The 22,512-nt window shown below is 63.2% G+C and carries 17 protein-coding genes and 1 riboswitch; of the genes, 8 read left to right on the forward strand and 9 right to left on the reverse strand.

What is annotated here, in order from left to right:
* Positions 1 to 20: 20 nt before the first annotated feature.
* Positions 21 to 383 carry a cell cycle two-component system response regulator CpdR gene (gene cpdR / locus DY201_RS08995; RefSeq protein WP_018429348.1) on the reverse strand — a complete coding sequence of 121 codons (363 nt, stop codon included), beginning with the start codon at positions 381 to 383 and terminating at the stop codon, positions 21 to 23.
* 228 nt (positions 384 to 611) lie between these two features.
* On the opposite strand from cpdR, the gene DY201_RS09000 reads away from it, so the two are divergent.
* Both DY201_RS09000 and hisN read left to right on the forward strand, forming a co-directional pair.
* The gene (locus tag DY201_RS09000) at positions 612 to 1,502 is read left to right on the forward strand and encodes an N-formylglutamate amidohydrolase (protein WP_115730899.1); all 891 of its coding nucleotides are present in this window, start codon (positions 612 to 614) and stop codon (positions 1,500 to 1,502) included.
* Positions 1,503 to 1,723: 221 nt separating this feature from the next.
* Entirely contained in the window at positions 1,724 to 2,497 is a 774-nt protein-coding gene (gene hisN / locus DY201_RS09005; RefSeq protein ID WP_115730900.1) for a histidinol-phosphatase, read from the forward strand.
* 2 nt (positions 2,498 to 2,499) lie between these two features.
* Here hisN and DY201_RS09010 read toward each other — a convergent pair whose 3' ends face one another.
* Positions 2,500 to 3,459 (reverse strand): alpha/beta fold hydrolase, encoded by a 960-nt coding sequence (locus DY201_RS09010; protein WP_115730901.1) that lies wholly within the window; start codon positions 3,457 to 3,459, stop codon positions 2,500 to 2,502.
* 478 nt (positions 3,460 to 3,937) lie between these two features.
* On the opposite strand from DY201_RS09010, the gene DY201_RS09015 reads away from it, so the two are divergent.
* The gene (locus DY201_RS09015; protein ID WP_115730902.1) at positions 3,938 to 4,405 is read left to right on the forward strand and encodes an Hsp20 family protein; all 468 of its coding nucleotides are present in this window, start codon (positions 3,938 to 3,940) and stop codon (positions 4,403 to 4,405) included.
* A 75-nt stretch (positions 4,406 to 4,480) separates the two neighbouring features.
* Here DY201_RS09015 and DY201_RS09020 read toward each other — a convergent pair whose 3' ends face one another.
* Complete coding sequence (locus DY201_RS09020) at positions 4,481 to 5,530, reverse strand: threonine aldolase family protein (RefSeq protein ID WP_115730903.1); 1,050 nt, start codon at positions 5,528 to 5,530, stop codon at positions 4,481 to 4,483.
* A 500-nt stretch (positions 5,531 to 6,030) separates the two neighbouring features.
* Between DY201_RS09020 and gltB the strand changes: the two genes are divergently transcribed.
* Together gltB and DY201_RS09030 are read left to right on the forward strand one after the other, a co-directional pair.
* Positions 6,031 to 10,761 (forward strand): glutamate synthase large subunit, encoded by a 4,731-nt coding sequence (gltB, locus tag DY201_RS09025; protein WP_115730904.1) that lies wholly within the window; start codon positions 6,031 to 6,033, stop codon positions 10,759 to 10,761.
* A 116-nt stretch (positions 10,762 to 10,877) separates the two neighbouring features.
* Positions 10,878 to 12,332, forward strand: coding sequence for a glutamate synthase subunit beta (locus tag DY201_RS09030; protein ID WP_115730905.1), 1,455 nt, complete (start codon positions 10,878 to 10,880; stop codon positions 12,330 to 12,332).
* Positions 12,333 to 12,517: 185 nt separating this feature from the next.
* Here DY201_RS09030 and DY201_RS09035 read toward each other — a convergent pair whose 3' ends face one another.
* Positions 12,518 to 13,759 carry an SGNH/GDSL hydrolase family protein gene (locus DY201_RS09035; RefSeq protein ID WP_115730906.1) on the reverse strand — a complete coding sequence of 414 codons (1,242 nt, stop codon included), beginning with the start codon at positions 13,757 to 13,759 and terminating at the stop codon, positions 12,518 to 12,520.
* Between the two features lie 15 nt (positions 13,760 to 13,774).
* A complete protein-coding gene (locus DY201_RS09040) occupies positions 13,775 to 15,001 on the reverse strand; it encodes a lytic murein transglycosylase (protein ID WP_115733685.1) in 1,227 nt (408 codons plus the stop codon).
* 247 nt (positions 15,002 to 15,248) lie between these two features.
* Here DY201_RS09040 and galU point away from each other — a divergent pair, with 247 nt between their 5' ends.
* Together galU and bluB are read left to right on the forward strand one after the other, a co-directional pair.
* Positions 15,249 to 16,136: a UTP--glucose-1-phosphate uridylyltransferase GalU gene (galU, locus tag DY201_RS09045; RefSeq protein WP_115730907.1), complete on the forward strand. Its 888-nt coding sequence runs from the start codon at positions 15,249 to 15,251 to the stop codon at positions 16,134 to 16,136.
* A gap of 62 nt (positions 16,137 to 16,198) precedes the next feature.
* Positions 16,199 to 16,384, forward strand: a riboswitch (cobalamin riboswitch).
* A gap of 47 nt (positions 16,385 to 16,431) precedes the next feature.
* Positions 16,432 to 17,166, forward strand: coding sequence for a 5,6-dimethylbenzimidazole synthase (gene bluB / locus DY201_RS09050; protein ID WP_115733686.1), 735 nt, complete (start codon positions 16,432 to 16,434; stop codon positions 17,164 to 17,166).
* Here the strand turns inward: bluB and DY201_RS09055 are convergent.
* A complete protein-coding gene (locus DY201_RS09055) occupies positions 17,163 to 18,779 on the reverse strand; it encodes an outer membrane beta-barrel protein (protein WP_342635177.1) in 1,617 nt (538 codons plus the stop codon). The two genes, bluB and DY201_RS09055, sit on opposite strands and share 4 nt — an antisense overlap.
* A 219-nt stretch (positions 18,780 to 18,998) precedes the next feature.
* Between DY201_RS09055 and DY201_RS09060 the strand changes: the two genes are divergently transcribed.
* A complete protein-coding gene (locus DY201_RS09060) occupies positions 18,999 to 19,997 on the forward strand; it encodes a KpsF/GutQ family sugar-phosphate isomerase (RefSeq protein WP_115730909.1) in 999 nt (332 codons plus the stop codon).
* Between the two features lie 21 nt (positions 19,998 to 20,018).
* Here the strand turns inward: DY201_RS09060 and DY201_RS09065 are convergent, their stop codons facing one another.
* The 3 genes from DY201_RS09065 to DY201_RS09075 form a co-directional block, all read right to left on the reverse strand.
* Positions 20,019 to 21,242 (reverse strand): MFS transporter, encoded by a 1,224-nt coding sequence (locus DY201_RS09065; RefSeq protein ID WP_115730910.1) that lies wholly within the window; start codon positions 21,240 to 21,242, stop codon positions 20,019 to 20,021.
* Between the two features lie 9 nt (positions 21,243 to 21,251).
* Positions 21,252 to 21,893, reverse strand: a complete 642-nt coding sequence (locus DY201_RS09070) for a TetR/AcrR family transcriptional regulator (RefSeq protein ID WP_115730911.1) — start codon at positions 21,891 to 21,893, stop codon at positions 21,252 to 21,254.
* 125 nt (positions 21,894 to 22,018) lie between these two features.
* Positions 22,019 to 22,483: an NfeD family protein gene (locus DY201_RS09075; protein ID WP_115730912.1), complete on the reverse strand. Its 465-nt coding sequence runs from the start codon at positions 22,481 to 22,483 to the stop codon at positions 22,019 to 22,021.
* Positions 22,484 to 22,512 lie beyond the last annotated feature (29 nt).

Here is a 22,512-nt window from a genome sequence, read left to right on the forward strand (position 1 = left end):
TGGCGACGCTGGGGAAACGCCTATGCGGCGTGGAGCATCTTCTCGACCTCGTTGACGAGGTCGCGCAGATGGAAGGGCTTCGACAGCACTTTTGCGTCGCGCGGAGCCTTCGAATCAGGGTTCAGCGCGACTGCCGCAAAGCCGGTGATGAACATCACCTTGAGATCGGGGTCGATCTCGGTTGCGCGGCGCGCCAGTTCGATGCCGTCCATCTCCGGCATGACGATGTCGGTCAGAAGCAGCGAAAAGGGTTCCTCGCGCAGCCGCTCGTAAGCGCTTGCGCCATTGTCGAAGTCGCTTACCTGGTAACCGGCGCGTTCCAGCGCCTTGACCAGGAAGCGACGCATATCGTCGTCGTCTTCTGCCAGAAGAATGCGTGCCATCAGTTTCCCGTCCGAATCAGCGGTCGAAGCCGCCCCCCAGCAGGGGCTTCGTTAACCATCTTGTATATGAGTCCTGGACGGTAAACATCAAGTGAATGCCCTGTCAGCAGAGTGACGCAAAGGCACGATAAGGGCCGACTTTCCACAGTTCGAACTGCTGGACACCGACAGCGGCAGGTGGCACTTTCGATGGATGAGTGAGTGCATTTCGCAGGTCCATCAGCAAAGATGACGCCAGCTGAAGATTTCTCGGAGCTGCCGCCGTTCGAAGTCCGGACGAGTGCCGAGCAGCGTGTGCCGTTCGTGTTCAGTTCACCGCATAGCGGACGCTGTTATCCCGACCGGTTCCTGGCCATGTCCAGGCTCGACGCCATGGCCATCAGGCGCTCGGAAGACTGTTACGTCGACGAGTTGTTCGGCGCGGCGGTTGCACTTGGCGCGCCGATGCTGACTGCACACTTCCCGCGTGCCTATCTCGACGTGAACCGCGAGCCGTGGGAGCTCGATCCCAGGATGTTTGCCGAGCCGGTGCCGCCCTTCGCCAATGTCCGCTCGGCGCGCGTCGCTGGAGGGCTCGGCACGGTGCCGAAGCTGGTGGGCGAGGGGCTCGACATCTATTCCGGCCGGCTGCCGCTCGCCGAAGCGATCGGGCGGATCGAATGCGTCTACAAGCCCTATCACGAGACGCTGAAACGGCTGGTGACACGGACCCATGCCCGGTTTGGTTATGCCGTGCTGGTCGACTGCCATTCGATGCCGGCGTCTGTCCGCCTCGGCGACAATGGCGCGCGGCCCGATTTCATCGTCGGCGACCGCTTCGGAACTTCTGCCGCAGCTGCTCTGTCGGAGCGGGCGATCGGGCTGTTGGCGGCCATGGGTTATGCTGTGGCGCACAACAAACCCTATGCCGGCGGCTTCATCACCGAGCATTACGGTCGCCCGGCGCGGAAGCTTCACGCGCTGCAGATCGAGATCAATCGCGGACTGTACATGGACGAACGGACGTTCAAGAAATCGGCGGGCTTTCATGCGCTTGCCGACGATCTGGCCCGGTTTTCCGCCGATCTGATGGCGATGCCGGACTATCATTTCCTGGACCTGCCATTGGCCGCGGAGTAGCAGCGACAGGCGGCGGCTAAAAAAAGACCGCTCCGGAGAGCGGTCGAAGTCTAGGGAGGAAACGCCCAAGGAGGGCATGGACAGGAGAACTGTCCGAAGTCGAGATTATTGTGCGCTGCACAAAAGTCAAGGCGCCTTTGGGCTTTTTAATTCACGGTGATGTGGTTATTGCCGAGCGGGGTCGTGGCGTGTCATCCACGCCACAGTTGGAGATGGGGTGAATGATGGTCGATGCCGAGTTCATGCGACGGATCGCGAGTGCCGCGGCAGCCGAGACGCTGCCGCGGTTTCGCCGTCTCGAGGCGGTGGAAAACAAGCTGGCCGGTGGTTTTGACCCGGTCACCGAGGCCGACCAGGAGGCCGAGCGCGCCATCCGGGCGCTGATCAACGCCGAATTCCCCGATCATGGCATCCTCGGCGAGGAGCATGGCAGCGAAAACCTCGGCAACAGCCATGTCTGGGTGATCGATCCGATCGACGGTACACGCGCCTTCATTTCCGGCCTGCCGGTATGGGGCACGCTGGTTGGGCTGACCGTCGATGGCGATGCTGTCGCCGGCCTGATGTCGCAGCCTTTCACCGGCGAGCTGTTCTATGCAGATGGCAAGGGCTCGCATTACCAGGGGCCGGGCGGGCCGCGCAAGCTTGCAGTCCGCAAGACCACATCGCTGGCCAATGCAACCATGTTCACCACCACGCCGAGCCTGTTCAAGGGCGAGATGCGCAAACGCTACGACCATCTGGAAACCCAGGTCCAGCTCGCGCGCTATGGTACAGATTGTTATGCCTTCGCCATGGTTGCTGCAGGCCAGGTCGACATCGTCGTTGATCCGGGGCTCAAGCCCTACGACATTGTGGCGCTGATCCCCATCATCGAGCAGGCTGGCGGCATCGTCACGACTTTCGAAGGCGGCCCGGCGGAAAATGGCGGCGACATCATCGCGGCAGCAACACCCGAGCTGCATGCCGCGGCGTTGAAGGTGCTGATGGGCTGAGCCTATTCGACCGTCGCAGGCGTTCCCGGCACGAAGGCGCTGAACGCCGCGAGCAGCTGCTCGCGGTAGATATCCACTTCCTGCAGAATCTCGTGGCGGGCGCCGTCGATGGTCAGAAGCGAGGCGACACGGCACTGGTGGACATATTGCTCGACGTCGCGCGTCGACACCACCTCGTCGGCGCCGGCGGTGACAACAAGCATGGGCACCTTGAGCGAGGCCATGAAGGCGGGCTCGCGCACGGCTTCCGATGCCGCTGCTGCCGCCCGCAGCCAGGCGATCGTCGGCCCGCCGACGGACAGTTCGGGATAGGTCTCGTAGAGCAGGATATTGCGGCGGTAGCGGCGTTCGTCGCTGGTCAGCTTGTTGACGGCGAAGGGCGTGCCTTGGCGCGGCCGCGGTCCCCAGGCGGCATATAGCCCGCCGAGGCCGAGCCAGTACATGAGCGTCGTGATGCGCCGGATCGCCTTCATCGAAAACGGAGCGCCGACAACCGACATGAAAGGCGCTACCAGCACCATGCGCTGGACGCGATTGATCATCGCGGGGGCGGCAAGCAGCGCGATCAGCGCCCCGCTCGAATGGGCGAGGATGAAAAATGGGCCGCGGCAGTCGGGCAGTACGATCTGCTCAAAGAAGGCCTCGAGATCCTTGACGTAGTGGTCGAAGGTCTTGACGTGGCCGCGATGACGGTCGCGCAGCAGCCGCTCGGAAGCGCCCTGGCCGCGCCAGTCGAAGGTGGCAACGGCATGGCCGCGCACCGACAGGTCGCGAATGGTCTCGAAATACTTCTCGATGCACTCGTTGCGCCCCGGCAGCAGAATCACCGTGCCCTTGAACGGGTGCGAGGTCGCGGGAAACAGTCCATAACGCAGCTGTTTGCCATCATGCGCGCTGAAGCTGCCGACGGTTGCCCGTTCGGGTACTGGATTGCCGGGGATTTCGTGGAACACGTCCGTCATCAGCGCTCGGCTTGGCACTCGCTACAGTGGGATCTGGCGATGCCACGGTGATAGAAAGCCGCATCGAGAAAATCAAAGGAAATCCGTGCGAAGCGGAATCGCCAATGGGAATCGCGAATGGGAATCGAATGAGGCCGAAGGCAGCTTGCGGGTTGCCTTCGGCCTCTGTCGTTCCGGGAGGAAGGGACGTTGCAACCCGGTTCGGCTTCGTCGGCGGCATTCTGTGGTGCCGCCTGTTCGTTAACTTGGGTGCACTCTAGCCTGGGCCACCTGAACGGATACCGAAGGGTCGGTTCATCTTCGGTTCATCCTGGCGGTCATCAAAAAACCTGTGGTGAAGATGTCTTGAAATGGCTTTGGGCGCCCCCCAAATGTCTCCTGCGGCGCCCAATATCGGGGCCGCTGATCACCGCCGGGACGCCAGAATGGGTTTCGGCAAAGGTCATACGCAAACCTTGTTGCTCACTGGAGAACACCCATGCGTCACGTTGATTTTTCGTCGCTCCACCGCTCGACCGTCGGCTTCGACCGCCTGTTCAACATGCTTGATGGCCTTGGCCAGCCTGACGGCGGCACCACCTATCCGCCCTACAACATCGAGCGTACCGGCGAAGACGCCTACCGCATCAGCATGGCGGTCGCTGGCTTCTCGGAAACCGAGATTTCGATCGAAGCCCATCGCAATGTACTGACGGTCAAGGGCGAGCGCGGCAATGAAAGCGCCGGCGAAGGTTCGGAATTGCTCTATCGCGGCATCGCCTCGCGCGCCTTCGAGCGCCGATTCCAGCTTGCCGACCATGTGGAGGTCGTAGGCGCGAACCTCAAGAACGGCCTGCTTCACATCGATCTCAAGCGCAACATTCCCGAAGAACACAAGCCTCGCAAGATCGAGATCTCGGCTGCTCCGGCACAGGCCAAGCAGATCGAGGCCAACACGGTGAACTAAGACTGCTCCTCCCAAGCAGCGAAGGCGGCGCCACCAGCGCCGCCTTTTTGTTGTCAGGGTGTCGGGAAACGTGATCTAACGCAGCAACTCACTGAACCGGCCGACGTCGTCTGATGTCGTCGCAAACGAAGTGACGAAGCGATAGAGTGCCTCGTCGTCGCTGATCTGGCCGGCGAGCGATGTCGGGGTCGGCCATGCGTAGAAGGCAGCGCCGGCCGCCTGGGCTTTCTGCGCAACGTCCTTCCTGATGATGGCAAAGACCTCGTTGGCTTCGGGCCGCCAACCGAGGCGTGCGACGGACGCGCTTTCGATTGCCTGCGCCAGCCTGGATGACATCGCATTGGCGTGACGTGCGGTCTCGAGCCAAAGGCCGCCATCGAAATAGGCTGCGAACTGCGCCGAGATAAAACGCGCCTTGGAGAAAAGCTGGGCCGAACGCTTGCGCAGGAAGGCCATTTCCTTGGCGCGGTCGAGATCGAACATGACGATCGCCTCGGCGCACCAGCAGCCGTTCTTGGTGCCGCCGAAGGAGACGATGTCGACGCCACGCTTCCATGTCATCTCGGCCGGGGAGACGTCGAGCGACACAAGCGCATTGGCGAAGCGGGCGCCATCCATGTGCAGCGGCAGGGCATGCTTGCGGGCGACGGCGGAGACGGAGGCAATATCGTCGAGACCATAGATTGTGCCGACCTCGGTCGCCTGGGTGATGGAGATCGCCGCCGGGCGTCCGCCATGCACATTCTCCGAGGCATAGCGACCGACCGCACGCTCGAGATTACCGATGTTCATGCGCCCGAGCGGGCCATCGACCGGGTGGAGCCGCGAACCATGGGAAAAATACTCCGGCGCGCCGCATTCATCCTCGAGGATATGCGCCTCACGGTGGGCGAAGGAAATTCCGCCCGGCTTGCCGTAAGCTGCGAGCGACAGCGAATTCGCCGCCGTGCCGGTGGCGACGAAGAATACAGCCACCTCGCGCTCGAAAATTTCGGAGAACTTTGCATAGACCGCCTTGTCGAGCTCGCCGTCGCCATAGGCGCGGCTGAAGCCCCCGGCATTGGCGTGCAAACGCTCTGCGACCTTGGGGTGAGCGCCGGCCCAATTGTCTGATGCGAAGAACATTTCGTCCGTCCGTAATATGGCTGCGGGAGGCTGCGTGGCAGGATAGGCGCGAGCTAGACCGGATTTGTCGATCTTCGGCAAGTGCCGGCTCTGGAAAACGATCGAGACAGGGAGAGGGCTGTTTTGACCGCTTGTTCAAAAATTGCGCCGAATGATGGTCCGGCGTAATTTTCGGTCTTCGCGGAGGCGGAAAATTCGTGAATCGGTCTTGTGCGTATTCAAGAATTCTGTCATACAAAATTTAGGACAGCAGTGCTGTCTTATTTATCTGCCCAAAGCGAACCGGATTTGGCGTATGATGACGCCGCGTCCGGCTTCCGCCGCGAGCTAGGGTCAGGGGCTGAGGCCGGAGCAATCCGTTCACGTCTGTCCCGACTGCGGTTTAGTGCCGGCGAACGGCACTGCGCCGCTGCATATCGAGCATATCTGAAGGTGAATGGATCGGCATATTGCCGTCCCAAAGCAAATTGCCCGGATCGGGCGGGAATGGAGACAGGACGATGACGGAGTTGACGCCATCTGTGACGACGGATTTTGCACCGGCCGCGCAGACGAAAGCGGCCAACAATAAAACCGATCATCTCCGAACCCCCACCGGCTTTGCTCCGCATGGCCTGTATGATCCGCGCAACGAACATGATGCCTGCGGTGTCGGCTTCATTGCCCAGATGAAGGGCATAAAGTCGCACCAGATCGTCAAGGACGGGCTGTTCATGCTCGAAAACCTGACGCATCGCGGCGCCGTCGGCGCCGACCCGTTGATGGGCGATGGCGCGGGTGTCCTGGTGCAGATTCCCGACGGGTTCTTCCGCGAGGAGATGGCCAAGCAGGGCATCGAGCTGCCGGCTCCCGGCCAGTATGGCGTCGGCCACTGGTTCATGCCGCAGGACGCTGCGACGCGCGAACATGTCATGGACATCATCCGCGAGTCGGCGCAGTCGGAAGGCCTGCCGCTGATAGGCTTCCGCGACGTGCCGGTCGACAACTCCTCGCTGTCGAAGGCGCCAGATATCGCTGCTTCCGAGCCGTTCCATTGCCAGGTGTTCATCGGGCGTACGCCCGAGATCGATGACGATGAGGAATACGAGGCCCGCCTCTACCTGCTGCGCAAGGTGATCTCCGGTCGCATCTATGCCGAGCACAACAACAAGGACATCGGGGCCTATTGCGTGTCGCTGTCGGCGCGGACCATCGTCTACAAGGGCATGTTCCTGGCCTTCCAGGTTGGCGCTTATTACAAGGACCTTTCCGATCCGCGCTTCGAGACGGCGCTGATCCTCGTCCACCAGCGTTTCTCGACCAACACCTTCCCGTCGTGGAAGCTGGCGCACCCCTACCGCATGGTCGCTCACAACGGCGAAATCAACACGGTGCGTGGCAACAACAACTGGATGGCGGCGCGCCAGGCTTCGGTCGACAGCGAGCTGTTCGGCAACAACATCTCCAAGCTCTGGCCGATCTCCTATGAGGGCCAGTCGGATACGGCGTGCTTCGACAATGCGCTCGAGTTCCTGTTCCAGGGCGGCTACACGCTGGCGCATGCCATGATGATGCTTATCCCGGAGGCCTGGGCCGGCAACAAGCTGATGGATAGCGAACGCAAGGCGTTCTACGAGTATCACGCGGCCCTGATGGAGCCGTGGGACGGTCCGGCTGCGGTTTGCTTTACCGACGGTCGCCAGATCGGTGCCACACTCGACCGCAACGGCCTGCGTCCAGCCCGCTACATGGTCACAGACGATGACCGGGTCATCCTGGCGTCCGAGGCAGGTGTTCTGCCTGTCGACGAAAAGAGCATCATCAAGAAGTGGCGCCTGCAGCCGGGCAAGATGCTGCTGATCGACCTGGTCAAGGGCCGCATCATCTCGGACGAGGAGATCAAGTCCGAGATCGCGACCAAGCACCCCTACAAGAAGTGGCTGTCCAATACCCAGCTGATCCTCGAGGAGCTGAAGCCGGTCGAGCCGCGCGCGCTGCGCAAGGACGTCTCGCTGCTCGATCGCCAGCAGGCCTTCGGCTACACCCAGGAAGACACCAAGCTCTTGATGTCGCCGATGGCGACGACCGGCCAGGAAGCCGTCGGCTCGATGGGCACCGATACGCCGATCTCGGCGATGTCGGACAAGTCGAAGCTGCTCTACACCTACTTCAAGCAGAACTTCGCCCAGGTCACCAACCCGCCGATCGACCCGATCCGCGAAGAGCTGGTGATGAGCCTGGTGTCGTTCATCGGCCCGCGCCCGAACATCCTCGATCTGGTCGGCACGTCGCGCCGCAAGCGCCTGGAAGTGCGCCAGCCGATCCTCACCAATGCCGACCTGGAGAAGATCCGTTCCATCGGCCACACTGAGGAAAGCTTCGACACCAAGACGATCGACGTCACCTATGCGGCGTCAGAAGGCGCTGCCGGCATGCAAGGTGCAATCGAGCGTCTGTGCGAACGCGCCGAGGCTGCGGTTGCGGGTCGCTACAACATCATCATCCTGTCCGACCGACAGCTTGGGCCGGACCGCATCGCCATTCCTTCGCTCCTGGCGACGGCCGCCGTGCACCATCATCTGGTCCGCAAGGGCCTGCGCACCTCGGTCGGTCTCGTCGTCGAATCGGGCGAACCGCGCGAAGTGCATCACTTCTGCTGCCTCGCCGGCTACGGCGCGGAGGCGATCAACCCCTATCTCGCCTTCGACACGCTGCTCGACATGCACAAGCGTGGCGAGCTGCCGGAAGAAGTCGATGCCTCCGAGGTCGTCACGCGCTACATCAAGTCGATCGGCAAGGGCATCCTCAAGGTGATGTCCAAGATGGGCATCTCGACCTACCAGTCCTATTGCGGCGCCCAGATCTTCGACGCCATCGGCCTGAAGACCGACTTCGTCGAAAAGTACTTCACCGGTACCGCGACCAACATCGAGGGCGTCGGGCTGGACGAGGTGGCGACCGAAACCGTCAGCCGTCACGAGTCGGCGTTCGGCGAAGACCCGGTGCTGCGCAACGCACTCGAAGTCGGCGGCGAATACATGTACCGCATGCGCGGCGAAGCCCATATGTGGACGCCGGATGCCGTGGCCTCGCTGCAGCACGCGGTGCGTTCGGGTTCGTGGTCGACCTTCAAGGAGTTCTCGGCCCAGATCGACAGCGAAACTGCGCGTGCCCAGAGCATCCGTGGCCTGTTCCACATCAAGCTGGCTGGCGAGAATGGCCGCAAGAAGGTCGCGCTCGACGACGTCATGCCCGCCGCCGAGATCGTCAAGCGCTTCTCGACGGGTGCGATGTCATTCGGTTCGATCAGCCGCGAGGCACACACCACGCTTGCAGTTGCGATGAACCGGATCGGCGGCAAGTCGAACACCGGCGAGGGCGGCGAGGAGCCTGATCGCTACCTGCCGCTGCCCGGCGGCGGGGTGAACCCCGAGCGTTCGGCGATCAAGCAGGTGGCTTCCGGCCGCTTTGGCGTGACGACGGAGTATCTCGTCAACTCCGACATGATGCAGATCAAGGTGGCGCAGGGTGCCAAGCCAGGCGAGGGCGGTCAGCTGCCCGGCCACAAGGTCGACGCGACGATTGCCAAGACCCGGCATTCGACGCAAGGGGTGGGCCTGATTTCGCCGCCTCCGCACCATGACATCTACTCGATCGAAGATCTGGCGCAGCTGATCTACGACCTGAAGAACGTCAACCCGGCTGCCGACGTGTCGGTCAAGCTGGTGTCTGAAGTGGGCGTCGGCACGGTCGCGGCGGGTGTCGCCAAGGCACGCGCCGACCACATCACGATCTCGGGCTATGACGGTGGCACCGGCGCTTCGCCGCTGACCTCGCTCAAGCATGCCGGCAGTCCTTGGGAAATGGGCCTTGCCGAGACGCACCAGACGCTGGTGCTGAACGGCCTGCGTTCGCGTGTCGCGCTCCAGGTGGACGGCGGCTTGAGGACCGGCCGCGACGTCGTCATCGGCGCGCTTCTGGGCGCCGACGAGTTCGGCTTCTCGACCGCGCCGTTGATCGCGGCAGGCTGCATCATGATGCGCAAGTGCCATCTCAACACCTGCCCGGTTGGCGTCGCCACCCAGGACCCGGTGCTGCGCAAGCGCTTCAAGGGCACGCCCGAGCACGTCATCAACTACTTCTTCTACGTCGCCGAAGAGGTGCGCGAGCTGCTGGCGGAAATGGGCTACACCCACCTCGACCAGATCATCGGCGACGCCGACCTCCTGGAAAAGCGCGAGCTGATCAACCACTGGAAGTCGCGCGGTCTCGACTTCTCCAAGGTGTTCTACAAGCCCGATGCGCCGCGCGAAGCGATGCACTGGACCGAACGCCAGAAGCATCCGATCGACGACGTTCTCGACCGCAAGCTGATCGCCGAGGCGAAGGCTGCGCTCGAAACCCGCCAGCCGGTGAAGATCGAGGCGACCATCCGCAACGTCGACCGTTCCACCGGCGCGATGCTGTCGGGCGAAGTCGCCAAGCGCTTCAGGCACAAGGGCCTGCGCGAGGACACCATTTCGGTGAAGCTGACCGGCACCGCCGGACAGTCCTTCGGTGCCTTCCTGGCACGCGGCATCTCGTTCGAGCTGGTCGGCGACGGCAACGATTATGTCGGCAAGGGCCTGTCGGGCGGCCGCATCGTCATCCGCCCGTCGGATGACGCCAGGATCGTTGCCGAGGACTCGATCATCGTCGGCAACACCGTGCTCTACGGTGCGACCGAGGGCGAATGCTACTTCCGCGGCGTGGCCGGCGAGCGTTTCGCCGTCCGCAACTCGGGCGCCGTCACCGTCGTCGAAGGCGTGGGCGACCACGGCTGCGAGTACATGACCGGCGGCGTGGTCGTGGTGATCGGCAAGACGGGCCGCAACTTCGCGGCGGGCATGTCGGGCGGCGTTGCTTATGTGCTGGACGAGGAAGGCGATTTCGCCGAGCGCTGCAACATGGCGATGGTCGAGCTCGAGCCGGTCCCCGAAGAAGACGACATGCTGGAGAAGCTGCACCATCACGGTGGCGACATCGCCCACAAGGGCCGCGTCGACGTGTCGGGCGACATGACCCGCCACGACGAGGAGCGCCTGGTTCAGTTGATCTCGAACCACATGCACTACACCGGTTCGACCCGTGCCAAGCAGATCCTGGACGACTGGGCGAGCTACCGACCCAAATTCCGCAAGGTCATGCCGGTGGAGTACCGCCGCGCGTTGATCGAGATGGAGCGCATGAGGATGGGCGTCGCGGCGGAGTAGCCGCGACCGTTCTTCCGGCGGCGCCCGAACCGGGCGCACGCCATCGCATGCTTCATTTGAAGTGGTGGAATTCTACGCCCGCGCCGAGTTGCTGGGCATGACCGACGAGAGTTACGATGGGCAAGGTTACAGGTTTTCTTGAAATCGACAGGCAGGTGCACAAGTACCAGCCAGCTTCCGACCGCATCCGGCATTTCCGCGAATTCACGCTGCCGATGTCCAACAAGGAAGTCGAAAAGCAGGCCGCGCGCTGCATGGATTGCGGTATCCCGTTCTGCCACGGCCCGACCGGCTGTCCGGTGCACAACCAGATTCCGGACTGGAACGACCTCGTCTACAATGGCGATTGGGACAATGCGATCCGCAACCTGCATTCGACCAACAACTTCCCCGAATTCACCGGCCGCATCTGCCCCGCACCTTGCGAGGAAGCCTGCACGCTGAACCTCGAGGACATTCCGGTCGCCATCAAGACCGTCGAGCAGGCGATCGCCGACAAGGCCTACGAGACCGGCTACATCAGGCCTTATCCGCCGGAGAAGAAGACCGGCAAGAAGGTTGCCGTCATCGGCTCCGGTCCTGCCGGCATGGCGGCGGCCCAGCAGCTCGGCCGGGCAGGTCATGACGTGCACGTCTATGAGCGCGAGAGCCGTCCCGGCGGCCTGCTGCGCTTCGGCATTCCCGACTTCAAGATGGAAAAGCACTATATCGACCGCCGCATCGAGCAGATGACGGGCGAGGGCGTGACTTTCCATTGCGGCGTCAATGTCGGCGTCGACAAGCCGGTCACCGAGCTTCTGGCCGAACACGATGCCGTTCTCTATTGCGGCGGCTCCGAGACGCCGCGCCCAGCCGGCATTCCCGGCGACGACCTTCAGGGCGTGCATGACGCGATGCCTTATCTGGTCCAGCAGAACAAGCGCGTCGGCGGCGAAGACATCCAGTCGGTGGCCTGGCAGTCGGAACCGATCGTTGCCGGTGGCCTGCATGTCGTGGTCGTCGGCGGTGGCGACACCGCGTCCGACTGCGTCGGCACCGCATTCCGCCAGGGTGCCGTTCGCGTCACCCAGCTCGACATCCGCCCGCAGCCGCCGGAACGTGAAAACAAGCTCGCCGTGTGGCCCTACTGGGCGACCAAGATGCGCACCTCGTCCTCGCAGGCCGAAGGCGCACAGCGCGAATTCCAGGTTGCGACGCTGGAGTTCATCGGCGAGGAAGGCCAGCTGACCGGTGTGAAGTGCTGCGAAGTCGACGACAAGCGCAAGCCTATTCCGGGTACCGAATTCGTCATCCGCGCCGATCTCGCCTTCATCGCCATCGGCTTTGCCGGCCCGCTCGCCGACGGCATGGTCAAGGAGCTCGAGGGCAAGCTCGAAATCACGACCGACAGCCGTCGCTCGACCAACGTCGCGGCCAACGACCGCGACTACAAGACTACTGTCGACAAGCTCTATGTTGCCGGCGACGTACGCCGCGGCCAGTCGCTGGTGGTCTGGGCGATCCGCGAAGGCCGTCAGGCGGCGCAGTCGATCGATGTCGACCTGATGGGCTCTAGCGTTCTGCCGCGCTGAGGCATTGTGGGCGCGTTCTTCGAGGCTCGCCTACTGACGTAGCCCTGGCCTGCAATGATCTATGAGGGCTCGCACCTCAGGATGAGGACCGTAGCGTAAACGGTCTCATCCTGAGGTGCGAGCCCTTCGCCTTGTCTGGAGAATGGATCGATGTTGTCGCGGGCGAGCCTCGAAGGATGCGCGACTTACCGCCTGATGATGGCGGTCGTCGTTTCTGTACCCTGCGCTGCAGGCAGCGGCTTCGGCGGCCAGGAGAAGTCGTCAATGCGGCCTGCAGGCGCTGCAGGAGCGATGCCTTGCACGGCAAGCTTTTCGCCGGGCGAACGCGGGTCGGTCTTGGCGGCGGTTTGCCCGCCGAGGAGCTCCGTGCCGCCGTCGAGCTCCGGATCGGAGAGCGACACAGGCACCGTCCGATCGATGTTGACAGGGACGTTGAGCTCGCCAGGCGTGGCCTGCGGCAGGCTCGCCGGCACCACGGTTTCGGTTCCCTGCGGCGTGATGCCGAGCAACTTGTTCAGCGGTTTTTCGGCGAAGAAGGCGAGCTTGCGCTTACCGGCGCGGGTGACGTTGATGCCGTCGTCCGAACGCAGGCGCACCGGCTGGCCGTTGATATCGGGACCGCTGGTCACGAAGGCGCCAGCCTCGTCGACAAAGCCGTCCCAGACATCGACGAATTCGCTGCCGGCAGCTTCCGTGGCGGCGCGATAGATGTCGTTGAAGGCGAGCATGTCGGTGTTCATCTTCGACGACTTGAAGGCAGGCATGCCGACCCACAGGAACGGCACCTTGGTCTCGGCGATGGCCTTGGCCAGTTTCTCCGCGCGTCCGGCATACTCCTTGGTCCAGGCGGTGCTCATCGGCGGCTCGCGGTTGTCGGCGACGCGCATCTGCTGGCGGTCGTTGGAGCCCATCATGATGATGACGGCGGCCGGTTTTTCGTGTTCGATCAGCGCCTTGGCCTTCTCGGGCCAGTTGTAATAGTCCTCGCGGACGAGGCCCGAAGAACCGTTGGTCTTGTCGACGACCCGGATCTTGGCATTCTCGGCAAAGACCGTGCCCAACCCTTCGGCAATACCACCACCGAGGAAATCGCCGATGACCAGAACGACACGCGCGTCAGGCTGCTTCTCGACCACCGGCACGGCGGGATCGGCTGCCCGGCCGACGTTGCCGGCGGTAGCCTTCGGCTTGCGCGGCGTCTTGCGGATCTTCTTGCGCGGCTGCGGCTCGTCCATGATGAAGGGATCGACGCGCGGTTCGCGGCGCGGCATGAACAGGTCGCGCAGGGACCATTTGCGCAGGATGCCTTCCTGCGCCACGGCAGGCGTTGGCATCGTCGACGAAATGGCAGTCAAGGCGACCGCCACCGCGACCAGTGGCGTCGTCAGGCGCAACAGCGAAAACCTCGGACGACGCGTCGATGCCAATACAGCCTCCGGTTGCTAGTTACGCCGCAGGAACTTCAGCACTTCCATGCTCGGATGACCGTCCGGCGTCAAGCCCAGCTGTGCCTGGAATGCCTTGATTGCCGAGCGCGAACCTTCGCCGATCTTGCCGTCGCTCTTGCCGTCATAATAGCCATGTGCCGACAGCCGCTTCTGCAACTCCTGCTTTTCCTCGAAGCTGAGCTTGGTGAACGGCCGCTTCCAGTCCTGCACAAGGCCACCGTAGCCGGCGATCTCGTCGGCAAGAAGGCCGACGGCAAGCGCGTATTTGTCGGCGTTGTTGTAGCGCTTGATGACCGAGAAGTTCTTGGTCATCAGGAAGGCTGGTCCGCCACGGCCGTCAGGCACCTTGAGCGTGGCCACGTCGGAACCGCGCTTGAAGGCTTTGCCATTGGCGCGTTCGATGCCGAGCGATGCCCATTTGTCCAGCGTCAGCGACCCTGTGGGGAACTTCTGGCCCGCGGGCAGCACTACTTCGTAGCCCCAGGTCTTGCCGGCCTGCCAGCCGTTCTTTTTCAGGAGGTTGGCGGCGGTTGCCAGCGCGTCGGGCACAGAGTTCCAGATGTCGCGCTTGCCATTGCCGTCGGCGTCGACGGCATAGGCCTGGTAACTGGTCGGGATGAACTGGGTGTGGCCCATCGCACCCGCCCAGGAACCGACGAGATGGCTTTCGTCGATGTCGCCACGCTGCAGGATCTTGAGGGCGGCGATCAGCTGGGTGCGGGCAAATTTCGCCCGGCGCTGGTCGCCATAGGCGAGCGTCGCCAGCGAGCGAACGACATTGCGCATCACCTTGTCGTTCTTGAGAATCTCGCCGTAGTTCGATTCCATCGACCAGATCGCGAGCAGGATGTAGCGGTCGACGCCGAACTTGGCCTCGATGCGGTCGAGCCAGGGCTTCCACTTGCGCGCCATCTCGCGGCCAACTGCGATCGACTGGTCGTGGACGCGGTTGTCGAAATAATCCCAGACGGGCGCGGTGAATTCTGGCTGGAAGCGGGCCTTTTCGAGCACTTCCGGGTCGGCCGAGGTCACGCCACGAAAGGCGCGGTCATAGGTCGAACCCGAAATTCCGTTGTCTGCGGCGACGGAGCGGAAGCTCGCCACCCAGCGCTGGAAACCGGCTTCGGCGGCCGCCGGGCCGGCCGGCAGCATCAATGCCAGCGAAAGGCCAGCGATTGCAGCGGCGCTTGCCAGGCGTTTGGCGGTCTTGCGAAGGGGCATTCTTTCCTCCTTGGAGAGATCAGAAACACGATTCATCGCCGATGCCGGTTATCAATCAGTTTACCATAGACCCCTTGGGGAACGAAAAGCGGTTTGAGGGATTGTCCACCTAGCTGTTCGGACAATCAAGATCGCGTGATCAATGGTCTTGCCCGCTGTCACCGAATATGTGAACGCATTCAGTATTCTTCAATTCGGGCGTGGCAAAGCTGGCGTCCGATACATCCCTCTATCGGACGCCCACGCAATGAAAAGAGTTCGCAAGGCAGTTTTTCCGGTCGCCGGCCTCGGCACGCGTTTTTTGCCTGCCACCAAGTCTATCCCCAAGGAAATGCTGACTGTCGTCGATCGCCCTGTCATCCAGTACGTGGTCGACGAGGCGCGCGAAGCGGGCATCGAACATTTCATCTTTGTCACGGGGCGTAACAAGGCGGTCATCGAAGACCATTTCGACGTCCAGTTCGAGCTCTATGACACGCTCGCCCAGCGCGGCAAGACCGAGCAGCTCGAACGCCTGCAGCGGCTGCAGCCGGGACCGGGACAGACCTCGTTCACGCGCCAGCAGGTGCCGCTCGGTCTCGGCCACGCTGTCTGGTGCGCACGCGAACTTGTCGGCGACGAACCCTTCGCGCTGCTGCTGCCCGACATGATCATGCAGTCGGAAAAGAGCTGCATGCGCGAGATGGTCGAGCTTTATGCCGAGACCGGCAACAACATCATCGCCGTCCAGGAATGCGACCCGGCCGAAGCGCACAAATACGGCATCGTCGGCAAGGGCAAGTCCGTCCACACCGGCTTCGAGATCGAAGGCATGGTGGAGAAGCCCAAGCAGGGCACCGCACCGTCGAACCTGTTCATCAATGGCCGCTACATACTGCAGCCGGAGATCTTCAACATCCTGGCAAACCAGGAGCGTGGTGCCGGCGACGAAATCCAGCTCACCGACGCCATGCTCAAGCTCGAGAAGATGCAATCCTTCTACGGCTACCACTATCGCGGTCGTACCTTCGACTGCGGCTCGCCGGAAGGTTTCGTCGAGGCCAATGTCGCCTTTGCCCTGTCGCGCTCCGATCTCAGCAAGAGCATGGCCGGCGTCATCGAAGGCCTTCTCGGCGAGATGAAGCAGGGCAAGTAGCTGCATGTCGCGCCTGTGTCAGGATTGGACGCACAGTGCGATGGCTTTCGGTGGCCACTGTCGCTAGAAACATCCTGCCGGGTGCCCGCAGCGATGCGGGAGAATCGGGAACACGGTGCAAGACCGTGGCGTGCCCAACGCTGTAAGAGGGACCGTAGCGGCAAAAAGCCACTGTTCTTGTCGAACGGGAAGGCGCCGATGACGGGTTGAACTCGAGCCAGAAGACCGGCCCGGCAGACATCGACCTCCGCATGGTCAGGCGGAGGAAGCCGATATGCTCGCCAGGGGACATGCGATGCTTGCTGACCAGTTGAATGCCATTTCAGGCCGTTTCGACCTTGCTGCCCAGGATGCCGTCTACCGCGCTATCTTCACGCGCCGCGACGTGCGCAGCCATTTTCTGCCCGATCCGATCGACGACGATGTGTTGGCGCGTCTCCTGCTTGCGGCCCATCATGCGCCATCGGTCGGCTTCATGCAGCCATGGGATTTCATCGTCATCCGCGATTGCGAACGGCGTGAGCGCGTCCGCGATCTGTTCGTCGCCGCACGTGAGCAGGAACTGCCTGAGGTCGCCGAGGAGCGGCGCGAGCTCTATCGCAAGCTCAAGCTCGAAGGCATCTGCGAAAGTCCGCTCAATCTGGTCGTCACCTGCGACCGCAGCCGTTCGGAAAGCTCCCCGCTCGGGCGATGGCACAATCCTGAGATGGATCTCTTCAGTACCGTCTGCGCGGTGCAGAATTTCTGGCTCGCCGCACGCTCCGAAGGCGTCGGCGTCGGCTGGGTCAGTATCCTCGAGCGCCAGGCGCTGAAGCGGTTGCTCGGCATTCCCGATCACGTCGTGCCGGTGGCCTATCTCTGCGTCGGCCATGTCAGTGAATTTGCCGACAAGCCCGACCTCGAGCGGCATGGCTGGGGCCGCCGTCTGCCGCTTGCCGATCTGATCATGAGCGAGGTGTATTCGGGGCAAGGAGAGGAGGCTCTGAAGGCCGCCGCAACCCGCATCAGCGGCCTGCCTGCATCGGGTTAGCGTTGGATTTTCAGCCCGACGAAGACGCTGTTGGTCTTGGCGTCGCGGGACGGCAAGGTGCTGTCGAAGGTCTCGTGGCGCAGTTTGCCGGTAAGGCCGGCATAGCGGTTGAGCCACCAGGTCAGGCCCGCCTCGGCGCTCAGCCTGAGTTCGTGGTCGTTTGAGCTGGCATAGTCGCGGTAGCCGACGCCGCCGGCGAGGAAGCCGGTCAGGTTGGAGCGGATCTGCCGCTCGACGCTGAGGCGGCCGTTGTAGAGCACCGAGCCGCTATCGCCAGCGGTGGTCGATCCTTCGACCAGGGTTTCGCCGGTCAGGCCAACGATGGTGCCGCGCATCGGCGACCATTTGAGGTCGGCGGCAATGGTTGCGGCGGAAACCGTCTTCAGCCGGTCGTCGTCGAAGTCCTCCGAGATCCAGCCGGCAGATATTTCGCCGCCGAACTTCTCGCCCATGTCGATTTCGACGCCGGCGCGGGCACCAGTGCGCTTGGACGAGCGCTCGAAGCCGGCGGTGTCGAAGCGCAGGTCATAGACCCGGCGCCCGAATTCGATCTCGCCGAATGGCGTGAAGGCAGGCGAGACCTCGTAACCGAGCCGGACCTTACCGGTGTAGAGGCTGGAGTCACGGTCCTTTTGCGACAGCGTGGTGCCGTCAGTGAGCTCGGCGTCGCTGTAGCTTTCGTCGACAACTTCGCCGGTGACGCCGAAGCGGAGCTTGCCGACGTCCTTTTCGATACCCAGCGCCCCGTTGAGTGTATGCAGGGTCGGCCGTTCGGCGGTGCCGGAGATGACCACCGGCGACGATGTCGATTCCGGGCGCATGCTGTAACCGAGCCGCGCCAAGGCGCGCATGTCATTGGCGAGGTCAAGCTGCAGGCGCCCATCGATGCCGCCGCTGAGATCCTTGACCTCCTGGCCGGAGATGGATTTGCGGTAGTTGCCATAGGTGTCGATGGTGGCGGAATGGCTCTCCCAGTCGGACGCGGCATTCAGCCTGAGCGTCGTCTCGGAGAGAACAGCCGACTTTCCGCCGAAGCTGGAATCGGCGTTCGAGGTCGCGGTGACGCCCTGTTCGAGGCTCGGCTTGAGCACGAAGGTGCCGAAACGGATGCCGGTCGGCTCGAACGGGTTTGCGTCCGGCTGCGGCCTGCGGCCTTCGATGGCGCGCTGGCGCTCGGCTTCAGGGCCGTTCTCTATCTCGGTTTCGGAATCGACGGTTCCCTGGCGCACGGTGCCCGTGGTCAGCTCTTCGTCGGTCGCCGGCGCGGCCGGCCTCTCGGCAGTCGACGGCGTGGTGGTGCCGGCCTGCCGCTCGCGCGCTTCGCGGGCACGCTGGCGTGCCGTGGTGGGCGGACGAGCGGATAACGAGGAGGAGCCTGTCGCGTTTTCGGCGTTGGGTGGCTCGCTGAACAGATCGGTGGGGGCCGCGTCTGCCTGGGTGGGGATCGCGCCGGGGCTGACCGGCTGGTAGGCCGGTGCCTGGTCCTGTACCGGTTCGGCAGCGGAGCGTCTTTTGTGAAGCAGCAGGGTGTTGTTGATGTCGTCTTCGCTGACCGGTCCGCGCAGCCCGGTTTCCTGGGCATGGAGCGGGGCAGCACACAGCAGTGTCGCCACGCTTGCTGTCGCCAGCAAGACGCGACGTGCAGTATTCCGTATCCGTTGCTCCGGCCTGATCTGCGCCATCTTTCCCACTGCTTCGCCGACGCAAGGGCGTCGCACTTACCAACTGGTAAATGGCCATGGTTAACGGAGCGTTTCCCGCACGCCCTGCGACGCCTGGTTTTGGGCGGATAATCATGGACAGCCGCACGCCGACGCGCTAACGCATGCGCCATGCACGCTGGATCGCTGAAGAAAGAGCCGGACGGGCAGGCGTCGATCGCCTCCGCGCTCCGCACCGTCACCATCGAGCAAGCCGGCATCGCCGCGCTTGTCGCAGCGCTCGAAGGCCCGCTCGCCGAGCCATTCGCCAAAGCTGTTTCGATCCTGGGTCAGCTCAGCGGCCGGGCGATCATCACCGGCGTCGGCAAGAGCGGGCATATCGGCTCCAAGCTGGCGGCGACCTTCGCATCGACCGGCACGCCGGCCTATTTCGTCCATCCTTCGGAAGCCATCCACGGCGACCTCGGCATGATCGCCAAGGAAGATGCGATCGTAGCACTCTCCTGGTCTGGCGAGACTGCCGAACTCAAGGGCATCGTCGCCTATTCCAGACGCTTTTCGATCCCGCTGATTGCGCTTACCGCCGGCGATTCCTCGGCCTTGGCGCGCCAGGCGGATGTCGTGCTGTCATTGCCGCGCGCGCCGGAGGCCTGTCCGCACGGACTTGCGCCGACGACCTCGACCCTGCTCCAACTCGTGGTGGGCGATGCGCTGGCAGTGGCTCTGCTCGAAGCCCGCGGCTTCACCGCCGATCACTTCCGCACCTTCCACCCCGGCGGCCAGCTCGGCGCGAGCCTGATGCCGGTCGGCGACCTGATGCACAAGGGCGAGGAAATGCCGATCGTCGCCATCGGCACCAAGATGCCGGAAGCGGTGAAGACGCTGTCCAGGAAGCGTTTCGGCTGCGTCGTTGTCGTCGACGAACAGGGCCGGCTGGCCGGTATCGTCACTGACGGCGACTTGGCGCGCAATCTCGATCGAAATCTCGCCGAGACCAATGTCGAGGACATCATGACCCGACAGCCCAAGACGGTGCCGCCGCAGATGCTGGCGGGCACTGCGACGGCAATGCTCAACGAGCATAACATCAGCGCCATCCCCGTGGTCGAAGGCGACAAGCCGGTCGGCATCATCCACTTCCACGATCTGCTCAGGGTCGGCGCTGCCTGAACGACGCCGGCCGGCGTTACTCTACAAGGCCGTCGTATCGGCCGCTTCGTCTCGCCTCAGCGCGAGCGCAGCAATCGCCGCGCAGGCGGCGAGCAAGCCTGCGCATGCAAACAGCACCGGCGCTGCGCCGAACAGGTCGAGGGCCGTGCCGACGAGCAGGACTGTAACCGGCGCCGCAACCAGGATCAGGCTTATCGATGCGCCGATCACATGGGCGCGCAGGCTCTTCGGCGCGCTGGTCTGCAGCAGGGTGGTGAAGACAGGTGACAGCGGTCCGGCGGCAATGCCCAGCACAGCACCTGAGGCAATGAGCATCGGTATCGAGCGGTCGATGGCGAGCAGGATGACGCCTGCGGCAAGGCCGATAAAGGCTGCAACGAAGACGTTGCGAAGGCTCGGGCTTTTGCCTATTGCGGCCAGGCCAAGATTGACCGCGATCGCACCTGCCGCGGCCGCGGTGAGATAAATCCCCAGCGCGGTCGCCGGCTGACCTTCGGCGCGCAATGTGGCGGGCAGGGCCACTGTTTCGATTGCCACGAAGGTGCCGGTGCCGAGGCTTGCCAGCACCAATGCCGTCCGCAGCCGGACCGATCCGAAGATGATGCGCAGGGCAGCAGTGAATTCGGCCTTCGCGGTGGAAGACGCTTGCCGCAGTCGGAATTGGGGCAGGCTCAGCATCACCAGCACCGCGGCTGCGGCATTGATCGCCGCGATGATCCAGAGCAAGGTCTGGGTATCGACGACAGCCACCAGGACGGCGGCGATCGCCGGACCGACAATGGCCGCACCGCTGTCGACGAGGTCGTCGATCGCGTTGGCGCGCAGCAACGGCATCCGCGCCAGCCGTGCAATCTCAGGAACGCGAGACTCGATCGCCACGCCGCCGGGGCCGTCGAGGATGGCGCCGCACAATGCAAGCGCCACCAGCAGGCCGATCGTGAGCGTATCCAGGCTGTAGAGCAGCGCGGCCATGACGGCGGCAGCGGTGCCGAGGCAGGCAGCGAGGTTGGCCGTGCGGCGAATGCCCAAACGCTCGGCGACAAGCCCGCCGAAGGCGCTGCCGACGATTGCCGGCGTCAGCGTCATGAAGGCAATGACGCCCATCCAACTGGCGCTGCCGGTGAGGTCGTAAACCAGCCAGGGATAGACAATCGCTGTGATCGCATTGCCGAGATTGAAGACGATGCTGGCCAATTGCAGGCCGGCAAAAGGCCCACTCGTTCTGGCGATGCGCAAGGTGCTCATGGTGTTGCTTCAGGCCCTGGTGAACCGGTCCAGGGCAGCGGCTGAGGCGGGAAGCTCGATCGGCCTGAGATAGCGGGTCAGAAGGAGATGCAGCGACTTCTTCTGTTCAAGCGGATGGAAGCCGGGGTCGACGGCGATGCGGCCGAACACGCCGTCAATCAAGGCCCCGATCCAGCGCGCGGTCTCGACGGGATCGAGGGCAGGGTCGATCTGTCCGCGCAGGGCGGCATTGCGCAGCATGACGCTGAGTGCCGCCTGCATCTCGGCATCGTGGGCGCTCACCAGCGCTGCGATGTGCTTGTCGCGCATCGCCTCGGCGGCGATTTCGAGCGCGAGGCTCGAATAGGCTGGATCGGCGGCCAGTTCGAGCACGATGTCCATGAATTTGAGGATCTCGTCAAACAGATCCAGGCTCTGGTCGATCTGCGCGAAATAGGCTGCCGTCTCGCGGCGGTCCTGCTCGACGATCGCTGCGATGATGGCCTGCTTGGTCGGAAAATAGTGGAACAGGTTGCCGGGGCTCATCCCCGCTTCGGCGCAGATTTCCGCCGTCGAGGTGCCGTGAAAGCCCTTTCTGGTGAAGCAGATGATTGCCGCGTCGAGGATCTGCTGCTTCCGCGCCTCGAACTTTTCAGGGTCGACCTTGCGCATCTGCACGCTCTGTTTATTATTAGATTGTTCAGTCTAATAATTGAACGCGACCATCCGGTCAAGTCAACCGAGATGCGATGGGCGAAGGGTTATTGATCTGCCGGCGAACCACCGGACAGCTTGTCTCAGACTGGCTCCACCACCAGCTCAAGATCCGTGTCCTGCGCGCCAACGACGCGAACCTGCGCGCCTGCAGGCAAATCGGGGCCGGAGACGCGCCATGTCGTGTCACCCAGCTTGATGCGGCCACGGCCTTCCTTGATCGGCTCGGCCAGCGTCGCCGTGCGGCCGATCATCTGGGCGCCACGCTTGTTGAGCAAGGGCTGATCGGACGCCGTCTCGCGGTCGCGGACGATCTTCTTGCCGACATAGGCGGAGGCGAGCGAGAGCACGAGGAAGACCAGAACCTGTACCTGCCAGGTCCAGAACGCGGCTTCCCAGAGCAGCAGCGACGCAGATCCGACGATCAGTGCGGCGATGCCGATCCACAGCAGGAAAACGCCCGGCGCAAAGATTTCCAGACACAGCAGGATGAAGCCGAGCAGCATCCAGTTCCAGGGACCGAGTTCGGCAACGATGCTGGCGATCATGTGCGTTTCCTCAATTCACCTCGTCCGGT

It is taken from the genome of Aminobacter aminovorans (assembly GCF_900445235.1).
GTDB lineage: Bacteria > Pseudomonadota > Alphaproteobacteria > Rhizobiales > Rhizobiaceae > Aminobacter > Aminobacter aminovorans.